Origin of the sequence: Streptosporangium sp. CA-135522 (genome assembly GCF_050949235.1) — a bacterium.
In the GTDB taxonomy this organism is placed as follows: Bacteria; Actinomycetota; Actinomycetes; order Streptosporangiales; family Streptosporangiaceae; genus Streptosporangium.
In genome coordinates this window covers 3,933,830-3,953,388 of record NZ_CP192026.1, presented here as the reverse complement: position 1 = coordinate 3,953,388, position 19,559 = coordinate 3,933,830, and the positions used below count along the sequence as shown (strand labels likewise).

At 70.9% G+C, this 19,559-nt stretch carries 16 protein-coding genes; 6 read left to right on the top strand and 10 right to left on the bottom strand.

The features are described from left to right. Positions 1-19 precede the first annotated feature (19 nt). The 6 genes from ACQPYK_RS18465 to ACQPYK_RS18440 form a co-directional block, all read right to left on the bottom strand. Entirely contained in the window at positions 20-1,129 is a 1,110-nt protein-coding gene (locus tag ACQPYK_RS18465; RefSeq protein WP_433256774.1) for an RICIN domain-containing protein, read from the bottom strand. 155 nt (positions 1,130-1,284) lie between these two features. Then, entirely contained in the window at positions 1,285-2,256 is a 972-nt protein-coding gene (locus ACQPYK_RS18460) for a carbohydrate kinase family protein (RefSeq protein ID WP_433256772.1), read from the bottom strand. A 32-nt stretch (positions 2,257-2,288) separates the two neighbouring features. Next, positions 2,289-3,263, bottom strand: coding sequence for an ABC transporter substrate-binding protein (locus ACQPYK_RS18455; RefSeq protein WP_433256770.1), 975 nt, complete (start codon positions 3,261-3,263; stop codon positions 2,289-2,291). A gap of 63 nt (positions 3,264-3,326) precedes the next feature. Beyond that, on the bottom strand, positions 3,327-4,331 hold the full coding sequence (locus ACQPYK_RS18450) for an ABC transporter permease (protein WP_433256768.1): 1,005 nt from the start codon (positions 4,329-4,331) through the stop codon (positions 3,327-3,329). Between the two features lie 50 nt (positions 4,332-4,381). Continuing rightward, positions 4,382-5,206: an ATP-binding cassette domain-containing protein gene (locus ACQPYK_RS18445; RefSeq protein ID WP_433256767.1), complete on the bottom strand. Its 825-nt coding sequence runs from the start codon at positions 5,204-5,206 to the stop codon at positions 4,382-4,384. Positions 5,207-5,220: 14 nt separating this feature from the next. After that, positions 5,221-6,273, bottom strand: coding sequence for a class I mannose-6-phosphate isomerase (locus ACQPYK_RS18440; RefSeq protein ID WP_433256766.1), 1,053 nt, complete (start codon positions 6,271-6,273; stop codon positions 5,221-5,223). A 580-nt stretch (positions 6,274-6,853) separates the two neighbouring features. On the opposite strand from ACQPYK_RS18440, the gene ACQPYK_RS18435 reads away from it, so the two are divergent. Then, entirely contained in the window at positions 6,854-7,870 is a 1,017-nt protein-coding gene (locus ACQPYK_RS18435) for a LacI family DNA-binding transcriptional regulator (protein ID WP_433256764.1), read from the top strand. A gap of 345 nt (positions 7,871-8,215) precedes the next feature. Continuing rightward, a complete protein-coding gene (locus ACQPYK_RS18430) occupies positions 8,216-10,933 on the top strand; it encodes a lectin (RefSeq protein ID WP_433256762.1) in 2,718 nt (905 codons plus the stop codon). 111 nt (positions 10,934-11,044) lie between these two features. On the opposite strand, the gene ACQPYK_RS18425 is transcribed toward ACQPYK_RS18430, so the two are convergent. Both ACQPYK_RS18425 and ACQPYK_RS18420 read right to left on the bottom strand, forming a co-directional pair. Beyond that, on the bottom strand, positions 11,045-11,941 hold the full coding sequence (locus ACQPYK_RS18425) for an aldo/keto reductase (protein ID WP_433256761.1): 897 nt from the start codon (positions 11,939-11,941) through the stop codon (positions 11,045-11,047). A 57-nt stretch (positions 11,942-11,998) separates the two neighbouring features. Next, positions 11,999-12,913, bottom strand: coding sequence for an NAD-dependent epimerase/dehydratase family protein (locus ACQPYK_RS18420; protein ID WP_433256759.1), 915 nt, complete (start codon positions 12,911-12,913; stop codon positions 11,999-12,001). Positions 12,914-12,983: 70 nt separating this feature from the next. Between ACQPYK_RS18420 and ACQPYK_RS18415 the strand changes: the two genes are divergently transcribed. The 3 genes from ACQPYK_RS18415 (at position 12,984) to ACQPYK_RS18405 (ending at position 15,885) form a co-directional block, all read left to right on the top strand. Continuing rightward, on the top strand, positions 12,984-13,949 hold the full coding sequence (locus ACQPYK_RS18415) for a LysR family transcriptional regulator (protein WP_433256757.1): 966 nt from the start codon (positions 12,984-12,986) through the stop codon (positions 13,947-13,949). 66 nt (positions 13,950-14,015) lie between these two features. Beyond that, complete coding sequence (locus ACQPYK_RS18410; RefSeq protein WP_433256756.1) at positions 14,016-15,134, top strand: LLM class flavin-dependent oxidoreductase; 1,119 nt, start codon at positions 14,016-14,018, stop codon at positions 15,132-15,134. 43 nt (positions 15,135-15,177) lie between these two features. Continuing rightward, a complete protein-coding gene (locus ACQPYK_RS18405) occupies positions 15,178-15,885 on the top strand; it encodes an FMN reductase (RefSeq protein WP_433256754.1) in 708 nt (235 codons plus the stop codon). A gap of 137 nt (positions 15,886-16,022) precedes the next feature. Here ACQPYK_RS18405 and ACQPYK_RS18400 read toward each other — a convergent pair whose 3' ends face one another. Both ACQPYK_RS18400 and ACQPYK_RS18395 read right to left on the bottom strand, forming a co-directional pair. After that, entirely contained in the window at positions 16,023-17,657 is a 1,635-nt protein-coding gene (locus tag ACQPYK_RS18400) for a penicillin-binding transpeptidase domain-containing protein (protein WP_433256752.1), read from the bottom strand. Between the two features lie 112 nt (positions 17,658-17,769). Continuing rightward, positions 17,770-18,432: a helix-hairpin-helix domain-containing protein gene (locus ACQPYK_RS18395; protein ID WP_433256751.1), complete on the bottom strand. Its 663-nt coding sequence runs from the start codon at positions 18,430-18,432 to the stop codon at positions 17,770-17,772. Positions 18,433-18,586: 154 nt separating this feature from the next. Between ACQPYK_RS18395 and ACQPYK_RS18390 the strand changes: the two genes are divergently transcribed. After that, the gene (locus tag ACQPYK_RS18390) at positions 18,587-19,378 is read left to right on the top strand and encodes a maleylpyruvate isomerase family mycothiol-dependent enzyme (RefSeq protein WP_433256749.1); all 792 of its coding nucleotides are present in this window, start codon (positions 18,587-18,589) and stop codon (positions 19,376-19,378) included. Positions 19,379-19,559 lie beyond the last annotated feature (181 nt).

The window sequence follows — 19,559 nt, the reverse complement described above, 5'->3', positions numbered from 1 at the left end:
GGTGCGTCCGCGGCGGCGCTCATCGTACGGACCAGCGCTGTGCCCCGGTGCCGTTGCAGTCCCATAGCTGGACCAGTGTCCCGTTCGCGGTCCCGCTCGTTGTCACGTCGACGCACTTGCCCGACCCGGCGCCCACGATGCTGCCGTTCGTGTTGAACGTGAACTTCTGCGCCGCCCCGCCGTTGCACGTCCAGATCTGGATCTTCGTGCCGTTGGCGGTGCCGTTGCCGTTCACATCGAGGCAGCGGTCGCCGTAGACGCGCAGTTCACCGGCCGCGGTGCGGGTCCAGCGCTGGTTGGTCCCGCCGTGGCAGTCCCAGATGATGATCTGCGCACCGGGGGTGGTAGCGGCCCCGTAGACGTCCATGCAACGGTTCGACTGCGGGTTGGACAGCGAGACGGCGACGCCCACCGGCGGAACGACCAGCGGAGTGAGGCTGCCGGGTACGGACTGCAGCGCGGAGAACCAGCGCGCCGCCATCTTGTCGTAGCCGCCCTCGTTCGGGTGGAGGCCGTCGGCGAGGTCGGCGGTGGTGAACCCGGAGTGCATGTCGACCAGGTGAGTCATCGGCCCCTTCTGCGAGACGACGCCGGGAATGGCCGCGTTGAACGCCTGCACCCGCGCCTCCAGCGCTGGATCGCTCGCCGGCGTGATCTGCGCGACGAAGAGTTCGACCGTCGGCGCATTGGCGCGGATCTTGTCGATGAGTGCGGACAGCCGAGCCGGCGCATTGGCGACGTCGCGGTTCTGGCCCATGTCGTTGGTGCCGATGTGCAGCAGGATGGTGCGCGGGGCGGAGGTCTGCAGCCAGCCGACGATGTTCGCGTCGATCTCGTCGATCCGCCACCCCGAGTGGCCCTCGTGGTCGTGGTCGCCGAGGCCGGCCGGCCCGTTGAATCCGGACCCGACGAAGTCGACCGTGTACTGTCCCGAGGCCATCCGCTGCCACAGGTTGTTGCGGTAGCCGCCGGGCACGTTGAACCCGTCGGTGATGGAGTCACCGAGCGGCATGACCCGCACTCCGCCGTTCGACTCGGCTCGCGCCGGCGCTGCCGTCGCCATCGTCAACCCGGCGGTGAGGGCGAGCCCGAGCCCGGCGGCGAAGAACCGTCTGATGTTCCGTCGCATGGCTGATCCTTTCGTCCGCGCCGTCCCGGGCCGGACTTCGAACGGTCGTTCACGGCGGGAAACGACCTGCCGCAGCGGGACGGGCGCGTCGTTCGGGGGGTGGGGAGGTCCGCCGTTGGTCGGTGCCGCCGGTGCGGCTGTTTCTTCTTCGCAGGTCAGGTCCCCGACTTCCGTGTCGGAGGGAAGCTCGCGAACGGCTCCGCCGGCGTTCTTCGGCCGGCGTCCTCGAGTTCCAGGGCGGTGGGCGGGTCGGCCCCCGCGCGGGCACAGGTGATGGCGGCGGCCGTCACCGCGCGGGTCAGCGGCCCGGACAGCAGGGCCCGGTCGGCCCGGCCGAGCTCCGCCCGCCGCCCGGGGTCGAGCAATCCGGCCGCCAGCAACCCGGACAGCAGGCCCGACATGAACGCGTCCCCGGCACCTACGGTGTCGACCACCTCGACGGCCGGGGCGGGACGGTGGATCTGCTCGGCGGCGGTGACGGCGACGCAGCCGCCCGGCCCCCGGGTGAGCACGACGAGCGCGGGCCCGGAGCGCTGCCACGCGCGGGCGATCCCCACCGGATCGGCCCCCGGGTAAAGCCACCCGAGGTCCTCGTCGCTGGCCTTGACCACGTCGCTGAGCGCCACCTGCCGTTCGACCCGGCGACGCTCGGACGTTCGGTCTCCGAGCAGCGCCGGTCTGATGTTGGGGTCGTAGGTCACGATGGCCGTCGCCCGTGCCCCGGCCATCGCGGCCTCGGCCGATCGGTCCCCCGGCGGTAGCGCCGCGGCCAGCGATCCGGTGTGCAGTACGGCGGTGTCCGGCGGCAGCACGGGCGCCGCGGGCTCCCAGGACAACGCGAAGTCGTACGAGGGGACACCCGCCCCGTCGACCGACACGATGGCCAGACCGGTGAACGGGGCGGGTTGGGCCTCCACCGTCACCCCCGAGGCGACCAGACGCGCGGCGACCAGACGGCCGAATGCGTCGTCGCCCAGACCGGTCGCCAGCGTCACCGAGACTCCCATGCGGCCCAGCCCGACGGCGACGTTGGCGGGGCTGCCGCCGGGGTCGGCCCGGAAGTGCCGGCCGTCCGGGGTGGCGACCAGATCGACCAGGCTCTCGCCGAAGACCGTGATCCGGACCATGTTCCTCCGTTCCTCCTCCCGGGTTCCGGGTCTCAGCAGCCGGCCTTGTAGAGCACCTTCTGGATCTCGGGCTTGTCGATGTTCTCCTTGGTGACGATGGTGGCGTCGGTCGGGATGGAGGCGCTCACCGGCCGCCCCTCGACCGCCGCGACGGCCTGCTCGACGCCCTTGGCGCCGATGTCACCGGGAAGCTGGGCGATCAGGCCCTGGACGACACCGTCGCGCAACTGCTTGACCTGCGCCGGTCCCGCGTCGAAGCCGATCATCTTCACCTTGCCGAGCTTGCCCGCCTGCTGCAGGGCCGAGCCCGCGCCGGTGGCGGAGTTGAGGTTGGTGGCGAACACCCCGGCCAGGTCCGGGTTCTTGGCCAGCGCCGCGTTCACGATCTTGCTGGCCTCGCCGACGTCGTTGTGGGAGTACTGCACGCCGACGTACTCCACGTTCGGGTGGCCGGCCTTGATCTCCTGCTCGAAGCCCGCGATCCGGGCGTCCACCGTGCTGACGCCCGGATCGGTCGAGACGACCAGCACCTTCCCCCTGTCACCGATCTGCTCGGCCAGCGCCTTGGCCGCGGCCGCGCCGCCCTTGGCGTTGTCGGTGCTGATCCGAGACAGTCCGATGCTCGGCTCCTCGACCACCGTGTCCACCAGGATGATCTTGATGCCGGCGCTCTTCGCCTGGGTCAGCGGCGCGACCAGCGCCTTGACGTCGGTGGGCGCGATGAGCATGGCGTCGGGACCGCTCGCCACCACCGAGTTGACGATCGGGGTCTGCAGTATCGGGTCGAACTTCTGTGGCCCCTGGACCTGCAGGTCGACGCCGAGCTCGGCGGCCTTGGCCTTGGCTCCGCAGGCCATCGTCTCGTAGAACTCCTCACCCGCCAGGCCCTGCACGAGGGTCACCTTCGTCTTCGCGGCGCCGCCACCGGCGGAGCCTCCGTCGTCGCCGCAGGCCGTGACGGCCACCGCGAGCACCGCCGCCATGGTCAGGCTGGTCACCTTGCGCATCGTCTGCCTTCCTGTCGTGCCTGTCGCATCTGTCGTGCCCGCCGGGTTCCGTCGAGGCCGCTGTCAGTGATCGCGCGCCCTGCGGCGCCATTGGTCGAGGTAGACGGCGGCGATGAGCACCGCGCCGACCACCACCTGCTGCCAGAACGGCTTCACCCCGAGGATCTGGAAGCCGTTTTGCAGCACCGCCGGGATGAACACCCCGATGACCGTGCCGACCACGGTGCCGACGCCGCCGAAGAGGCTGGTGCCTCCGATCACCACGGCGGCGATCGCCTGCAGGTTGTCGGTGGAGTGCGCCGACACCCCGGTGATCCCGTACTTGGCCAGGGACAGATAGCCCGCCAGCCCGGCCAGCGTCCCGGCCAGCCCGTACACCTTGACCAGCTGGCGGTCGACCAGGACTCCGGAGCGGCGCGCGGCCTCCATGTTCGAGCCGCTCGCGTACGTGTGGCGGCCGAACCGGCACTGCGCGAGCACCACGCCCAGCACCGCGGTGATCACGGCCGAGATCCAGGCGATCTGCGGCACCCCGGCGAACCTGTCCAGGCCGAGGCCCAGGTTGAGCTCGCCGGGCGCCCGCATGTCGACCCCGCCGGTGATCAGCAGCGCCCCGCCCAGCGACATGCCGAGCGTGCCCAACGTGACGATCAGGGACGGGATCCGTCCGTACGCGACGAGCACGCCGTTGAGCGCCCCCCAGGCCAGCCCGGTGAGCACCGCCGTAACGGCGCCCAGCAGCAGCGAACCCGCCGACTCACCACCGGTGGCCTCCATCACCGTGGTGGCGGTGACGCCGGAGAAGACCAGCACCCCGCCGACCGACAGGTCGATGCCCGCCGTGATGATCACGTATGTCATGCCGGTGGCCAGCAGCAGGAGGATGGCCGCGTCGCTGACCAGGTTGAGCAGGTTGAAGGAGGTCGCGAAGCTGTCGGGCCTGAGCACGGAGAAGGTGATGAGCAGCCCGGCCAGCACCAGGCCGATCCAGACCACCTGGGCCGTCAGCAGTTGCTCACGCAGCCTCGGCAGTGGTGGCCGGCCGCGCCCGGCAGCCTGGCCCGCCACGGAATCATCCACCCGGGTCCGTTCGGAGCCGGGAGAACGGCCGGATGCGCTCATCTGTGCCGCTCCCCGTCCATGCTCCCCGGTCCGGGGAGTCGCGGCTCGTCGCCGTCCGCCGCGGCGAGATCCTGCTCCAGCGCGCCTGTCATCGCACCGACGAGTTCCTCCATGGACACCCGGGCGGTGGCGAAACGCGCCACCCGGCGTCCCAGGCGCAACACCTCGATGCGGTCCGAGACCGCCCTGACGTCCTGCATGTTGTGGGTGATCAACACGATCGCCACCCCCGTGTCGCGCACGCTGCGGATCAGGTCCAGCACCCGGCCGGTCTGCACCACGCCGAGTGCCGCGGTGGGCTCGTCCATGAACACCACCCGGCGTGCCCAGGTCACCGCGCGGGCGACGGCGACACCCTGCCGCTGGCCACCGGACAGCGTGGACACCGGTACCGAGTCCGACTTGAGCAGGACCCCGAGGCGTTCGCACTCCTGCCGTGTCCGGGTCCGCATCGCGGCGTGATCGAGGAAGCCGAGCCGGCCCAACAATCCCGAACGCAGCACCTCCCTGCCGAGGAAGAAGTTGGCGGCCGGCGTGAGGTCGGCGCACAGTGCGAGGTCCTGGTAGACGGTCTCGATTCCCATGGCACGGGCCTGCTCGACCGACTCGAACCGGACCGGTCTCCCGTCGATCAGGACCTGCCCGGCGTCCGGACTCTCCGCGCCGGACAGGATCTTCGCGAGCGTCGACTTGCCGGCGCCGTTGTCACCGATCAGGGCGACGACCTCACCCTCCGACAGGGCGAAGTCGGTGCCGCGCAGCGCGTCCACCTGCCCGTAGCTCTTCACGACGCCCCGGGCCTCGAGCAACGGCCGCGTCATGGTGTCCTCCCCGCTCATACGCCGCCGCCCGGGGGCGTGCCGGGGCTGGGGGGCAGGCAGCGCAGCACCTCGACCTCGCCGTGCACCGTCGCGGGCCCCGATCCGTACGGGACGAGGAGGGTCTCGCCGGCTTTGAGCGGTAACGGCTCACCTTCGGAGGGCTCGAGCTCTCCGATGCCGCCCAGCACCACCAGCACCGCGAAGCTCTCGGCCAGCTCGGCGCCCGCCCCGACGAGTTCGGCCCGGAAGTAGGGGTCGGCCGACTCGGGCAGCACCCGGCGCACTCCCGGCGCCGATTCCGCGAGGGCGGACGGGCGGCGGACGAGCCCGGCGATCTCCTCCTTGGACCACGCGCGCCGGTCCACGCAGCGCAGCGCCGTGTCCCAACCGAGTCTCAGGTGCCCTTCCGTGCCGCCGTACGGCGCGAATCCCGCCCACTCGATCAGCACGCTGAAGTCGGTCGGCTCCTGGATCTCGACGAGGAAGACTCCGGCGTCCACGGCGTGCGGCAGCCCGGCCGGTACGAGCACGGCGTCGCCCGGCCGGACCGTCACCGGGTTGGTCGCCTCCAGTATCGCCATCCGGTCCTGGACGCGAGACCACTCGCGAAGCCGCCGCTCGGCGACCTCTTCCTGGAAACCGAGATAGACCTGCCCTTCTCCGCCCTCCGGCACGTCCACGACCAGCCATGCCTCGGTCTTGCCGAAGGCGCTGCCGAGGTGGGCGCCGGCGAAGTCCCGGCTCGGATGGCAGTGCACCGGCAACCTTTGGCCGGCGTCGAGCAGCTTCACCAGCAGGGCCGGGGTGTCTCCCCAGCGGTCCAGGTGTGCCGGTCCCAGCCATCCGGCCGGGTCGGTGGCGATCGCGGCGGGCAGCGTACGGCCGTCGGGCAGGACCGTGAGCCCGAGGGCATCGGCGCCGAACCGGCACGTCGCCGACCCCACCCAGTCCTCCGGCCGGTAGTCGTCGGGGGGAGCTGCTCCCCGGAAGCGGCCGATGTTGCCGCCACCCCGGTAGAAGTGCCGGGGCTGGTTGGCGGTCAGGGGGATGGGGCGCAGTTCAGGCATCCGTCCTCGCCAGCTGGTGGTCGACTGTGACGCATCGCACATTGCCGCCTAAAGGTCTTCATCTACAGACATCGTTGTCAAGTATGGCCGAGGAGCTGTGATCTCCCCGTGACCTTCGCCGCCTTCTTCCCGGACTTCTTCCGGAACCGAAATAGGGTCTTTGAACTGCGGATAAGCGGAACAGTCAGCGACTTTTGCCGACAACACGCAATACCGCCGGTGCCATCGGCTCGACTTCCTGCTGGGACAACGTTGTCTCCACTTCAATCGCCCGGCGTCACCTCACCCGGCCCCGAAGATCCAGAAGTCGCCGAGACCCCCGCCCCCGTCCAGGCGGCGGGCTCGGCCACCGAACCCCCGGTCACGGCGCCGTCCACCGGGCGCGCTCGCCCGTGCCGGCCCCGATCCCGGGCGGCCGGGCGACTCCACCACCCCGGCTTCACCCACCGGCACCGGGCAGGCCCACGCTCACCTGTGAACCGGAGCACTACATTTGGTCAGGACATCGTTATCGCACACCCGTCATCACGGATGGCGCCGGCCGTGATGACAAGAGCGCGACCTCGTCAGGAGGACTCCGGTGGGTGGGCAGGACAGACCGCGAAGGCCGACGATCTCCGACGTGGCGGCCACGGCCGGCGTCAGCGTGAAAACGGTCTCCCGGGTCATCAACAACGTGCCGACGGTGCGGCCCGAGTTGGTCGAGCAGGTGCTCAGCGCGGTCGGCGAGCTCGGGTTCCGACGCAACGACATGGCCAGCTCACTGCGCTCCGGCAGACGGACCGCGACGATCGGGCTGATCATCGAGGATCTGGCCAACCCCTTCTACTCGGTGATCGCGGCGGCGGTGGCCAAGGTCGCGCGCTCACACGACACCCACCTGATCACGGTCAGCTCGGAGGAGGATCCCGAGTTGGAGCACCGGCAGTTCCTCGAGCTGTGCCAGCGCCGGGTGGACGGGCTGATCATCGTGCCCGCCGGGTCGGATCACTCCTACACGCGGTCCGAGGCGGAGATGGGCATGCGGATGGTCTTCCTGGACCGACCGCCGTCCGGCATCCTGGCCGACAGCGTGGTGATCGACAACGCGCGGGGGGCCCAGGCCGGCATCGAGGACCTGCTGGCGGCCGGGCACAGCCGGATCGGCGTCATCACCGACTCGTCGACCATCTACACCGCGCGTGAACGGCTGGCCGGCGTGCGCACGGCGCTCACCGGAGCGGGCATTCCCTACGACGACTCCCTGGTCCGGGTCGGGGCCGCGCATCCCGAAGAGGCCGCCGAAGCGGTCGCGAACATGCTCGACGGCACCGATCCGCCCACCGCGTTCTTCACCGGAAACAACCGGATCACCGTCGGCGCCATCCAGGAGCTCTGCCGGCGCGGCCACGACGCCGCGCTGGTGGGCTTCGACGACTTCGAGCTGTCCACGCTCATGCCACGCCCGCTGACCGTGATCGCCTATGACGTCCAGGAGCTCGGCCGCGCGGCCGCCGTACGGCTTTTCGAGCGGATCGGCGGGGATGCCTCCTGGCCGTCGGAAACCGTGATCGACACCAGGCTCATCCGCCGCGGCATCGAGCCGTTGAAGCCCTGAGCGGCGAGCCGCCGAAGAGCGCCGAAGACGCGGACAGGCGTCTCACGTCAGGTGAGCGGCGCGTCCCGTACGGCCTTCCGGCCATCATCTGCAGACATCGTTGTCAAGAGCGCCCTGTCGGCTGTGATCGGTCCGCAACCTTGACGGAGCCGTTCGCCGGTCCCCTCGGACGCCGTAAGCGGAGCTTTGACCTGTGCCGGAAAAGAAACATCGGTGATCTCTATTGACAGCGGGTTACGCCCATTCGACTATCCGGTCAATTGCCCTAGTTAAGACAACGTTGTCTTAACTCCCGCGTGAATGCTCAGGCCCTGTCAGGCGTTGTCACCCCCCAGGAGGCACACAGTGCGCGCCTTAGTCGCGTTCGCCCTCGCCCTGGCTGTCATCGGACCACCGACTTCCGCCGCCGGCGTCGCCGCGGAGTCACTCGCGATCGATGATCCCGCCCAGTACGTCAACGCGTTCGTCGGCACCAAGCCCGGCGGCCCGGATTTCGGGCACGGCGGCGGCGCCGGCAACACCTTCCCCGGTGCCGACGCCCCGTTCGGCATGTTGCAGTGGAGCCCGGACACGGTGACCTACCAGCACGGCGGATACCACTACGACGACAACCGGATCAGGGGATTCAGCCTGACCCACCTATCCGGCCCGGGGTGCGGTGACTTCGGCAACATCCCGTTCATGCCGGTGCTCGGCTCGTCCCCGGTCAGCTACTCGACCTTCACGCACGCCAACGAGTCCGCCTCGCCGGGCTACTACTCGGTCGGGTTCGACAACGGTCTGCGGACCGAGCTGACCGCGACCCCCCGGTCCGGAATGGGCCGGTTCACCTATCCGGCGGGACAGCGCGCCTCGCTCTCGGTGGATGTCGCGAAGGCCTTCAACGCGGCCAGCGGGTCGCTCACCATCGGCACCGACACGATGTCCGGATACACCGACAGCGGCGGCTTCTGCGGTGCCGGCAACCGCTACCGGCTGTATTTCCACGCCGTGTTCGACCACCCCTTCGCCACCGCCGGTGTGGCCTCGGCCGATGGCAAGGTCGACCAGGGCGAGCGGACGATCGAGGGCAGCAGCAAGGGTGCGGCCCCGCCCGCGCCGAAGAGCGCGAAACTGCAGGAGAAGGCACGCGCCGCCGCCACGGTCGAGGATGTCCGGCCGCTCGCCGCGGCCGCGTTCGTCTCATTCGACACCAGCACCCAGCGATCGGTCACGGTCCGGGTCGGCATCTCGTTCGTCAGCCTGGACGGCGCCAAGGCGAACCTCGCCGCCGAGCAGGGTTCGCGGGGATTCGACGAGGTGAAGGCGGGCACCAGGAACGCCTGGAACGACCTGCTCGGCCGTATCTCGGTCACCGGCGGAACCGATCCGCAGCGGCGTGTCCTCTACACCTCGCTCTACCATTCGCTCTTGCACCCCAACGTGTTCAGTGACGTCGACGGCCGCTACATCGGCTTCGACCGGCAGATCCACACCGTGCCGGCGGGTCGCGCGCAGTACGCCAACTATTCCGGCTGGGACGTCTACCGCTCCCAGGCCGCGCTCGTCGCGCTGATCGCGCCGAAGGAGGCGGCCGACGTCGCGCAGTCCGCGATCAACCAGGCGGCGTACGGCGGCTACTTCGACCGCTGGACCGTCGCCAACGGCGGCACCGGGGTGATGAACGGCGACCCGCTGGCGATCATCGTCTCGACCATGCACGCCTTCGGGGCGACCGGCTTCGACACGGCGGACGGGCTGCGCCGGATGGTCGCCGGCACCAAGGACGTGCGTCAGCGGCCGGGCTGGTTGCAGTACGACACCTACGGCTACGTGCCGACCGGGCTCGGTGACGTCTGGGGTTCGGCGTCGACCACGCTGGAGTACACCAGTGCGGACTTCGCCATCTCGCAGTTCGCCGCCAGGATCGGCGACGCCGCGACCGCCGAGACGTTCCTGCGACGCGCGCAAAACTGGCGCAACCTATTCAATTCCGGCAGCAAGTACTTGCAACCACGCAAAACCGACGCCACGTTCCCCTCGTTCACCCCGGTGCAGCAGAACGAGTACGTCGAGGGCAACGCGGCGCAGTACACCTGGATGGTGCCCTACAACCACCGCGGCCTGTTCGACGCGATGGGCGGCAACGCCGCCGTCCTGTCCAGGTTGGACGACTTCTTCACCGAGCTGAACGCCGGGCCGAACAAGACGTACGCCTATCTCGGCAACGAGCCGACCCTGAACACGCCGTGGGCATACGCCTATGCCGGCGCCCCGTACAAGACCCAGGACGTCACGCGCCGCGCGTTGACGACGATCTTCAAGCCGACCCCGGACGGCATGGTCGGCAACGACGACCTCGGCCAGATGTCGTCGTGGGCGGTCTGGGCGGCGCTGGGCATGTACCCCCAGGCACCCGGCAGGGCCGATCTGGTGCTGGCCAGCCCGCAGTTCCCGGCGACCACCATCAGCAGGGGCAACGGCAAGACGATCACGATCAACGCGCCGAACGCCTCCGACAGCGCCAAGTATGTGCAGAGCCTGAAGGTCAACGGGCAGACCTCGACTCGGCCGTGGCTGCCGGAGTCGTTCGTCGCCAGTGGCGGCACGCTCGACTTCACTCTCGGCACGGCGGCGAATGCCGGGTGGGGCAGCGCGCCGGGCGACGCACCGCCGTCGTACGACGTCGGCCCGGTGCCGCCGCGGTCCGGGGCGATCTCGGGACTGGCGTCCAAGTGTCTCGACGCCGATCCGGGCAGCGGAACCAACGGCGCCTGGGTCCGGCTGTGGGACTGCAACGCAACGTCCGCCCAGCAGTGGACCCTCGCGTCGGACGGGTCGGTCCGCGCGCTGGGCCGCTGCCTCGACGTCTCGCAGAGCGGCCGCACGAACGGGACGAAGGTCCAGCTGTGGGACTGCAACGGCACCGGCGCGCAGCAGTGGTGGCCGAAACCCGGCGGGGCGCTGGTGAACCCACCGTCCGGACGCTGCCTTGACGTGCCGAACAGCAACACCGCCAATGGAATCCAGTTGCAGATCTACGACTGCAACGGCACCGGCGCGCAGGTGTGGCGCCTGCCGTAGGCACCGGGTGGCCTGGCTCGCCCCGCCGGCGAGCCAGGCCACCCCGCCGGCATCGCCGGCCGGTCGGCGACCGGGCTTCGCGCCGCTTCTCCGAGCGGCGCCGGCCCCCGTTCAACCGGCGCTCGGAACACCCTCCAGCCGGGCGATCTCGTCCATGCCGAGCACCAGGCCGGCGGCGGCCGCGGAGTCGCGGATCGTCTCCGGACGGCTGGCTCCGGGAATCGGGATGACGACCGGGGATCGGGCGAGCAGCCAGGCGAGGCAGACCTGTTGCGGGCTCACGCCGTGCTCGCGCGCGACCGCGTGGAACGCGTCGTGCAGCGGGTCGGGCGCACCGAGACGGGACTCGCCGTCGAGCGAGCTGCGGGAGATGCCGCCGAGCGGGCTCCAGGGCAGGAACGCGACGCCCAGCTCCTCGCATAGGCGCAGCTCCGGCTCGCCGGACCGGAAGGCCGGAGAGAACCTGTTCTGCACCGACGCCAGACGGCCGCCGAGGACCTCGTACGCTTCGCGGATCTGCCCGGCGTCGGCGTTGGAGATCCCGGCCATGCGAATCTTGCCCTCGTCGAGCAGCTCGGCCAGCGCGCCGACGGAGTCGGCCCAGGGGACGGCCGGATCGGGCTTGTGCAGCTGGTAAAGCCCGATCGCCTCGACACCGAGCCGAGCGAGCGACGCCTCGCAGGCCCGCTTGAGACGCTCCGGCGAGCCGTCGACCGTCCACGAGCCGTCGCCCGGCCGGCCCCGCCCGCCCTTGGTCGCGACGAGCACCGCGCCGGTGTCGCCGCCGTACGCCGCGAGCGCGCGAGCGACCAGCTCCTCGTTGTGACCGGCTTCACCGGCGTACCAGTGGTAGGAGTCGGCCGTGTCGACCAGCATGACGCCGGCGTCGAGCGCGGCGTGGATCGTGGCGATCGCCCGGCCCTCGTCCGGCCGTCCCTCGATCGACAGGGGCATCGCGCCCAGCCCGATGAAACCGGCAGGGACGTCGCCGATGTGGCGTGTGCGCATGTTCCGTGACCTCACAGTGAATCCTGCGGTGAATCTCGCGGTGACCTCACAGCGACCTCACAGCGCTTCGGCGATGGCGCCGGGCAGCCAGTCGGCGGTGTGCGAGAAGCCGAAGCCGAGCCGCCCGGCCCGGCCGTTGTCCATACCGTAGTAGTGGTCGAAGGAGTACGGCGACGCCTGCCCGGCCTCGCCCGTCTCGTAGACCGGCCGGACCCCGACCTGCGCCGCGATCCGCTCGCACAGCTCGACGACGCCGAACTCGCCGTGGGAGCGGGCGTTGACGGCACCGGTGAAGTCCGCGCCCGCCGCCCAGTACAGGAATTCGGCGATCTCCCGGTCATGGACGAACGACGACGGGTGGTTGTCGCGGTGGATCACGACGGGCCGGCCGTCGCGGATCCGCTCGACGTGGTGCCGCAGCCGGCCGGTGAAGTCGGCGGGACCGCCGCCCACGACGTGGCCGGAGCGCACGGCGACGAACGGGAAGGCGTCCGCCCGGGTGAGGACCGCCTCGGCCTGCCTCTTGCCCTCGCCGTACATGTCCTCGCGGAACGCCGGGTCGTGCCAGGGCAGGTCCTGGTCCACCGGCCACAGCCACGGGTCGACGGCCGTCTCCGCCATCGGGGTACCGGGCGTGGCCGCGGGAATGCCGTCGGTCAGGGCGTGGTCGTAGACCTCGATGGTCGAGGTCATCACGTACCGGCCGGTGCGACCGGCGAAAACGCGTGCGGCGACGGCCGCCTGGCGCGGCGTGCCGCACACCTGGTCGACGACCACGTCGAAGGTGCGCTCACCCAGCGCCGCGGCGAGTTCCCGCTCGTCGTCCCGGTCGGCGACGAGGTGCTCCACCCCCTCGGGCGCCGCCTGCGACCCGCGGTTGACGAGCGTGACGTTGACACCGGCGTCGCGCAGCCGTACGACCAGGCGCCTGCCGAAGTATCGGCTGCCGCCGATGACGCATACCTCTTTCATGGCCCCAGCATGTCCCGATACGGTGTTAAGCAGAAGTGGCGATCCGCTTAACCGGCTGTTAGGAAAACTGATGATCGATGTCCAGCGGCTCGGGATGCTGCGCGAGGTCGCCCGGCAGGGCAGCTTCAGCAGGGCCGCCGCCGCGCTGCTGCTCACGCCGTCGGCCGTCTCCCAGCAGATCGCCGCCCTGGAGCGCACGCTCGGCACGCCGGTGGTCCACCGCAGCACCCGCGGGGTGGCACTCACCGAACCGGGCCGGATGCTCGTCGAGGCGGCCGAGACGATCTCGGCCGAGCTGCGGCACGCGCAGGAGCGGATCGACCGGCTCACGACCGGACGCACGACCATGACCATCGCGACGTTCACCAGCGGCGGCCGCCATCTGCTGCCCGCCGCCCTCGCCCGGTTCACCGCCGAGCACCCCGACGTCGAGCTGACCGTGCTGGAACGCGAGCCGGAGGACAGCCTGCCGATGGTCCGCGAGGGGCAGGCCGACATCGCGCTGGCCTACCACTTCGACAAGCCACTGCCGATCCGACCCGGCGAGCGCTCCCGCCTGACGTGGACGCCGCTGATGGACGACCCGATGTCGATCGTCATGCCCGCCGGCCACCCGCTCGCCGGCCGCTCGTCGGTGGACCTGGCCGAGGTGGCCACCGAGCGCTGGGTGCTGGGCTGCCTCAAAACCGGTGATTTCCTCCAGCGGTACGCGGAGCTCGCCGGTTTCGAGCTACGCGTCTCGGCCGCCACCACCGACTACTTCTTCGCCCAGACGATGGTCGCCGCCGGGGTCGGCATCGCCCTGATCCCGCAGGTAGCGCTACAGCCGTCTGCGGAGCTGGCCGTGCTGCCGGTCGAACCGCCGCGTCCCGCCCGGTACATCGGCATGGCCGTCACGCGCCGGCGCCGGACGCAACCGCACGTCGCCGATCTGACCGCCGCGCTGCTGGCCGCGGCCGGTGTCCGGGCCACCGGGCCGGCGCTCGCGCGTGAGGCGCCGGGCATGGACGGGGGGTCTGGACGGGGGCGGGAATAATCCGCCGGCCGCGATGTTAAGGGTGGTTGAAATTTAAATAGCACGAGGAAGAGAATGGTGAGCACGATGCAGTTCGGGATCTTCACCGTGGGCGACGTCACCGTCGATCCCACCACCGGCAGGACGCCGACCGAACGCGAGCGGATCAAGGCGATGGTCGCCATAGCGCTCAAGGCGGAGGAGGTCGGCCTCGACGTCTTCGCGACCGGCGAGCACCACAACCCGCCCTTCGTGCCGTCGTCGCCGACCACCATGCTCGGCTACATCGCCGCGCGGACCGAGCGGCTCATCCTCTCCACCGCCACGACCCTGATCACGACCAACGACCCGGTCAAGATCGCCGAAGACTACGCGATGCTGCAGCACCTGGCGGACGGGCGCGTCGATCTGGTGCTGGGCCGCGGCAACACCGGCCCGGTCTACCCGTGGTTCGGCAAGGACATCCGTCAGGGCATCCCGCTGGCCATCGAGAACTACGCGCTGCTGCACGAGCTGTGGCGCAAGGACGTCGTGGACTGGGAAGGCCGCTTCCGCACGCCCCTGCAGTCCTTCACCGCCGCGCCCCGCCCGCTGGACGGCGTGCCGCCGTTCGTCTGGCACGGCTCGATCCGCAGCCCGGAGATCGCCGAGCAGGCCGCCTACTACGGCGACGGGTTCTTCGCCAACAACATCTTCTGGCCGAAGGAGCACTTCCAGCGCCTGATCGAGCTGTACCGGGAGCGCTTCGCCCACTACGGGCACGGCACCCCCGAGCAGGCCATCGTCGGGCTCGGCGGCCAGGTCTTCATGCGCCGGAACTCGCAGGACGCCGTGCGCGAGTTCCGGCCCTACTTCGACAACGCGCCCGTGTACGGTCACGGCCCGTCGCTGGAGGAGTTCACCGACCAGACGCCGCTCACGGTGGGCAGCCCGCAGGAGGTCATCGACAAGACGCTGACCTTCCGTGACTCCTTCGGCGACTACCAGCGCCAGCTGTTCCTGATGGACCACGCCGGGCTGCCGCTGAAGACCGTGCTGGAGCAGCTCGACATCCTCGGCGAGGAGGTCGTGCCCGTCCTGCGCAAGGAGTTCGCCGCCGGCCGGCCGAGTGAGGTGCCCGACGGCCCCACCCACGCCGCCCTCGTCGCTCGCCGTGACTCCGGTGACGGCACGCAGCCGCCCGTTCCCGCCGGCTCCCCGGCCTGACCCCGCCCCGCGTCCTCGCGCGCATCCGATGGAGGAGAAGTAGATGAAGCCCCTGAAGCTCGTGGTCGTCTCGGCAGGTCTCAGCCGGCCGTCGTCGACGCGCCTGCTGGCCGATCGGCTGGCGGAGGCGACCGAGCGGCGCCTGACGCGGGAGCGCGCGGTCGAGGTGACGGTGGTCGAGCTGCGCGATCTGGCCACCGACATCGCCAACAACCTGGTGACCGGCTTCCCCGGCGTGGCGCTGCGTGAAGCGGTCGGGGCGGTGACGGAGGCGGACGGCCTCATCGCCGTCACGCCGATCTTCACCGCCTCCTACAGCGGGTTGTTCAAGTCCTTCTTCGATGTGATCGACAACACCGCGCTGGCCGGAAAGCCCGTGCTGATCGCGGCCACCGGCGGCACGGCTCGGCACTCGCTCGCCCTCGAGCACGCGATGCGCCCGCTGTTCGTCTACCTGCGCGCGCTCGTCGCCCCCACCGCGGTCTACGCCGCGTCCGAGGACTGGGGGTCGGGCGGGGACGCCCGCACCGACGGCCTGACCGCCCGCATCGCCCGCGCGGCCGGGGAGCTGGTCGATCTGATGCTACGCCGACCGGCGGCGACCGAGCGGATCGACGCCGAACAGGCCGGCACGGAGCGGACCGACGCCGGGCGAACCGACGCCGGGCGGACCGACGCCGAACAGGCCGGCACGGAGCGGACCGACGCCGTCATCCCGTTCGAGCAGTTGCTCGCCGCGCTGCGCCCCTGACCGCTCGCCGCGCTGCGCCCCTGACCGGGAGGGTGGACGCGCCGAAGGCGGCCCCCGCGCCGCAGCGCCTCGTGGACCGTACGACGGCTTCGCCTCGCGCTACACCCTTGAGAACCGCGCGGCGACCTTCCCTCGTTCTACAACGCCTTGAGGAACCGCGCGGCGATCGGCGCCGCCACCTGGCCGCCGCTGCCGCCGTTCTGGACGAAGACCGCGAAGGCCAGGGAGCCGTGGTAGCCGATGAACCAGGCGTGGGACTGCGCGCCGGCGACCTCGGCGGTGCCGGTCTTGCCCGCGGTCTCCGGGGGGAGGCCGGCCTGGGCGGCCGTGCCCTGGGTGACCACCGCGCCCATCATCGTGCGCAGGCCGGCGGCCACGCCTTCGTCCAGCGGCACCGCGGGCGGCGAGTCGTCCGGAGGCTCGGTGGTCATGACGGCTGGTTTCCAGACGCCGCTCGCCACCGCCGCCGCGACCTCGGCCATGCACAGCGGGCTGGCCTGCACCGAGTTCTGACCGATGGCGTCGGAACCCAGCTCGTTCAGGTCCGCGGACGGGCCGATCCGGCAGGAGCTCAGGCCCGGCTTCTCCCGGAACCCGAACCGGTCGGCCGCCTCGGCGCGCAGCCGGTCGTCGCGTAGCCGCTCGTAGGCGTTCTGCACGAAGGTGGTGTTGCAGGAGAGCGCGAAAGCCGTGGTGAGGGGCACGGTGCCGTGATCGGTGCCGTCGGCGTCGCGGAAGCTCCTGGCGTTGGGAACGGTGTAGGTCGCCGGGCAGGCGACCGGTGACTCCGGCGCCAGGCCGGTGCGGAGCAGCGCGGCGGCGGTCACCACCTTGAACGTCGAGCCGGGCGGATAGAGACCGTTGAAGGCCCGCCTGCCGCCGAGTGTGTCCGCCACCGCGCGCACCTGTCGGGTCTGGACGTCGACGGCCACGATCGCGGCGGGCTGCCCGAGACCGTCCAGAGCACGGGCCGCCGCCGCCTGCACGGGCTGGGAGATCGTGCTGCGCGTCCCGGCGGGCACCGGCGGAGCCGCTGATTTCAGCAGCGTCCGGCCCGAGGGTGCCTCCTCCAGCGACAGGATGGTCGCCGTGCCGTCCAGCCCGGTGACGTAGTCGCCCGCCCTGCTGTCGCGGGGGAACGGCACGCCCTCACGGGTGAGCGTGGCCGGCCGGCGAACCTGGGTCTCCTTGAGCCGCAGGCTTCCGCCGTCCTTGAGCGCCGGGTGGAGTGTCTCCGGGGTCCAGAGCACCTTCCAGGCGCCGGCCCGCAGTCCCAGACGCAGGATCGAGGAGAACTCCCACCGGCCCAGTCCCGCGATCTCCCGTACCCCGCGGAAGGGGACCTCGGCCGCCTCCCCGCCCTGGCGGCGCAGACCGCCGGGGGTCAGCGACAGCGACGAGACTCGCAGCTCGGTGTCGAAGCGCCGGTGCCGCTCGGCGAAGTCGGCCGGCGGGTCGGCGACCAGGCCGGTCATGGCCGGGAGGTCACCTGACTGCCAGGCGGTGAGATACCTCGTCGCGGTCGTCTCGGGGCCCTCCGGTGGCGCCGACTGGAGGGTGGCGGGCATGGGGGTGGGAGACGGGTCGAGCAGCACGAGGGTGGAATCGGGCTTGGGGGCGAGCGGGCTCTCCTCGGTCATCTCGCCGGGAGAACTCGGGCGCGGTGACACCGAGGTCACCGTGGTGCCCGACGTGGTCACCAGGCCGTACACGCCGAAGGCGACGATCGCGACCGCCGAGGCGATCAGCGCGAGGAGCCATCGACTACGCATACCGTTCACCCCCTGGGTTCCCAGGGCTGTATATCACTCGCCGACCGGAGTGATCTAGGCCCACGTCCGGCCAGGCGGGGGTCCCGCTCGCCGCGGGACCCCGATCACCGGGTCAGACGAAGTCCTGGACGAGGGCGGCGAACTCCTCGGGGGTGGCGATCCGCACTCCCAGCGCCGCGGCCTTGTCCTTCTTCGAGCCGGCCTTCTCCCCCGCCACGAGCAGGGAGGTCCGGGCGGAGATGCTGGAGGAGGATCTGCCTCCGGCGCGCTCGATCAGCTCGGCCACCACCCCCGGCGCCTTCTTCGGGCCGATGCCCTCCACCGCCTCGATCGCCTCGGCGTCGGCCGCGCGGATGGCGTCCATGCTGCCGAAGTGCCGGGCGATGCGCCGACTCATGGAACGGCCGGTACCGCGCACGCCCAACGCGCAGAACACCCTGCTGAGCGGCTGCGCCTTGGCCCGCTCGATGGCGGCCAGCAGGTTGTCGGTACTGGTCTCACCCATCCGCTCCAGGCCCAGCACCTGCTCGCGGGTCAGATAGAACAGGTCGGCGAAGTCGACGATCAGCCCGGCGCCCAGGCGGCGCTGGACCCGCCGGACCCGGCCCGGCCGGTTCTCCTGGCGCGACATGAACTCCCGACCCGACCGGTCCTCCCCCGCCGTCGTGACCTCCGCGTCCATCACATCGAGCGGCAGCATGACCGCGCGCACCGGGTGGACCTCACGTCGTCGAGGTGCCCGGCCGCGCGGCGAGGCCAGAGCACCCACAGGCACGACGCCGGGCGTACCGCCACCACCAGCGTCCTCGCAGTAGTGCGCAGCTTGTCACCCGAGCGGTGGGAGGCGAGGACGACGTCCGCAATGGCCAACCGGCGGCGACTGTGAAAATCGCTATCCGATCACCGGAGCATGGTGATAGACATTCGGCGTGGAAAAGAAACTTGAGTTCCCTGACCTGCTGCGACTGATCGATGAACGGTCGACCGCCTTCCGCGCCACGGTCGCCGCCGCGCCCAGTCTCGACGCACAGGTGCCGACCTGCCCCGGGTGGACGCTGTTCGATCTGGTGAAGCACCTGGGTGGGGGAGACCGTTTCTGGGCCGCCATCGTCGGCGCGGGGCCTGCCGACGCTCCCCCGGCCGAGGCCACCGCTGCGCGCGCCGCTCTGGAAGTGCCGCGGGAGCGTGAGGTCCTGCTGGCCTGGCTGGCCGCGTCGACGCAGCTTCTGCTGAGCGCCCTGCGCGAGGCAGGACCGGAGAGCGGTTGCTGGACGTGGTGGCCTGCGTCGCAGTCACCGCAAACCTCCGGCGGTATCGCCCGGCACCGGGCCCAGGAGAGCGCGGTGCACACGTACGACGCCCAGCTCACCGGGGGTGCCCCGCAGCCGCTGCCGGTCGAGGTGGCACTCGACGGTGTGGAGGAGTTCCTGTTCACCGTCTGCGCAACGCAGAGTGCCTGGCCGCACAAGCCCACGGCCTTCGACTTCCACGCCGCCGAGGGCCGCTCCTGGCGCCTCACGGTCGACGGCGACGGCGCACGCTCCACCCGCATCCCCGCGCCCACTGCCGCGACCGGCGAGGACTCGGACGCAGCCGGTGCCTCCGTCCATGGCACGGCCAGTGAGTTGGTCCTCTACTTGTACGACCGTATCCCGGCCGGCTCCTTGCACGTTGACGGAGACGCAGGGCTGCTCGACCTGCTCCGCGCCTGGGAGCCGTAGGAGTAGGACGTAGCGGGGGCGGTTGGCCGCGCCTCGAGCCGGTAGGACACGACTCTTCGCCAGGTTCGTCAGTCGCGGCACCGGGCTCAAACCCGCGAGGCGGCCCCGGGGCGTCACCAAGCCGACCGTCTACCTGGTCAGAGCTCGAACTCACGACCTCCGCACGATCAGAGACGAGTAC

Coding starts and splice junctions, on each gene's coding strand:
- ACQPYK_RS18415 (WP_433256757.1), top strand. CDS start 12,984: ATGATCGATGTCCAGCGGCTCGGGATGCTGCGCGAGGTCGCCCGGCAG.
- ACQPYK_RS18445 (WP_433256767.1), bottom strand. CDS start 5,206: ATGACGCGGCCGTTGCTCGAGGCCCGGGGCGTCGTGAAGAGCTACGGG.
- ACQPYK_RS18425 (WP_433256761.1), bottom strand. CDS start 11,941: ATGCGCACACGCCACATCGGCGACGTCCCTGCCGGTTTCATCGGGCTG.
- ACQPYK_RS18420 (WP_433256759.1), bottom strand. CDS start 12,913: ATGAAAGAGGTATGCGTCATCGGCGGCAGCCGATACTTCGGCAGGCGC.
- ACQPYK_RS18455 (WP_433256770.1), bottom strand. CDS start 3,263: ATGCGCAAGGTGACCAGCCTGACCATGGCGGCGGTGCTCGCGGTGGCC.
- ACQPYK_RS18465 (WP_433256774.1), bottom strand. CDS start 1,129: ATGCGACGGAACATCAGACGGTTCTTCGCCGCCGGGCTCGGGCTCGCC.
- ACQPYK_RS18440 (WP_433256766.1), bottom strand. CDS start 6,273: ATGCCTGAACTGCGCCCCATCCCCCTGACCGCCAACCAGCCCCGGCAC.
- ACQPYK_RS18405 (WP_433256754.1), top strand. CDS start 15,178: ATGAAGCCCCTGAAGCTCGTGGTCGTCTCGGCAGGTCTCAGCCGGCCG.
- ACQPYK_RS18460 (WP_433256772.1), bottom strand. CDS start 2,256: ATGGTCCGGATCACGGTCTTCGGCGAGAGCCTGGTCGATCTGGTCGCC.
- ACQPYK_RS18400 (WP_433256752.1), bottom strand. CDS start 17,657: ATGCGTAGTCGATGGCTCCTCGCGCTGATCGCCTCGGCGGTCGCGATC.
- ACQPYK_RS18410 (WP_433256756.1), top strand. CDS start 14,016: ATGCAGTTCGGGATCTTCACCGTGGGCGACGTCACCGTCGATCCCACC.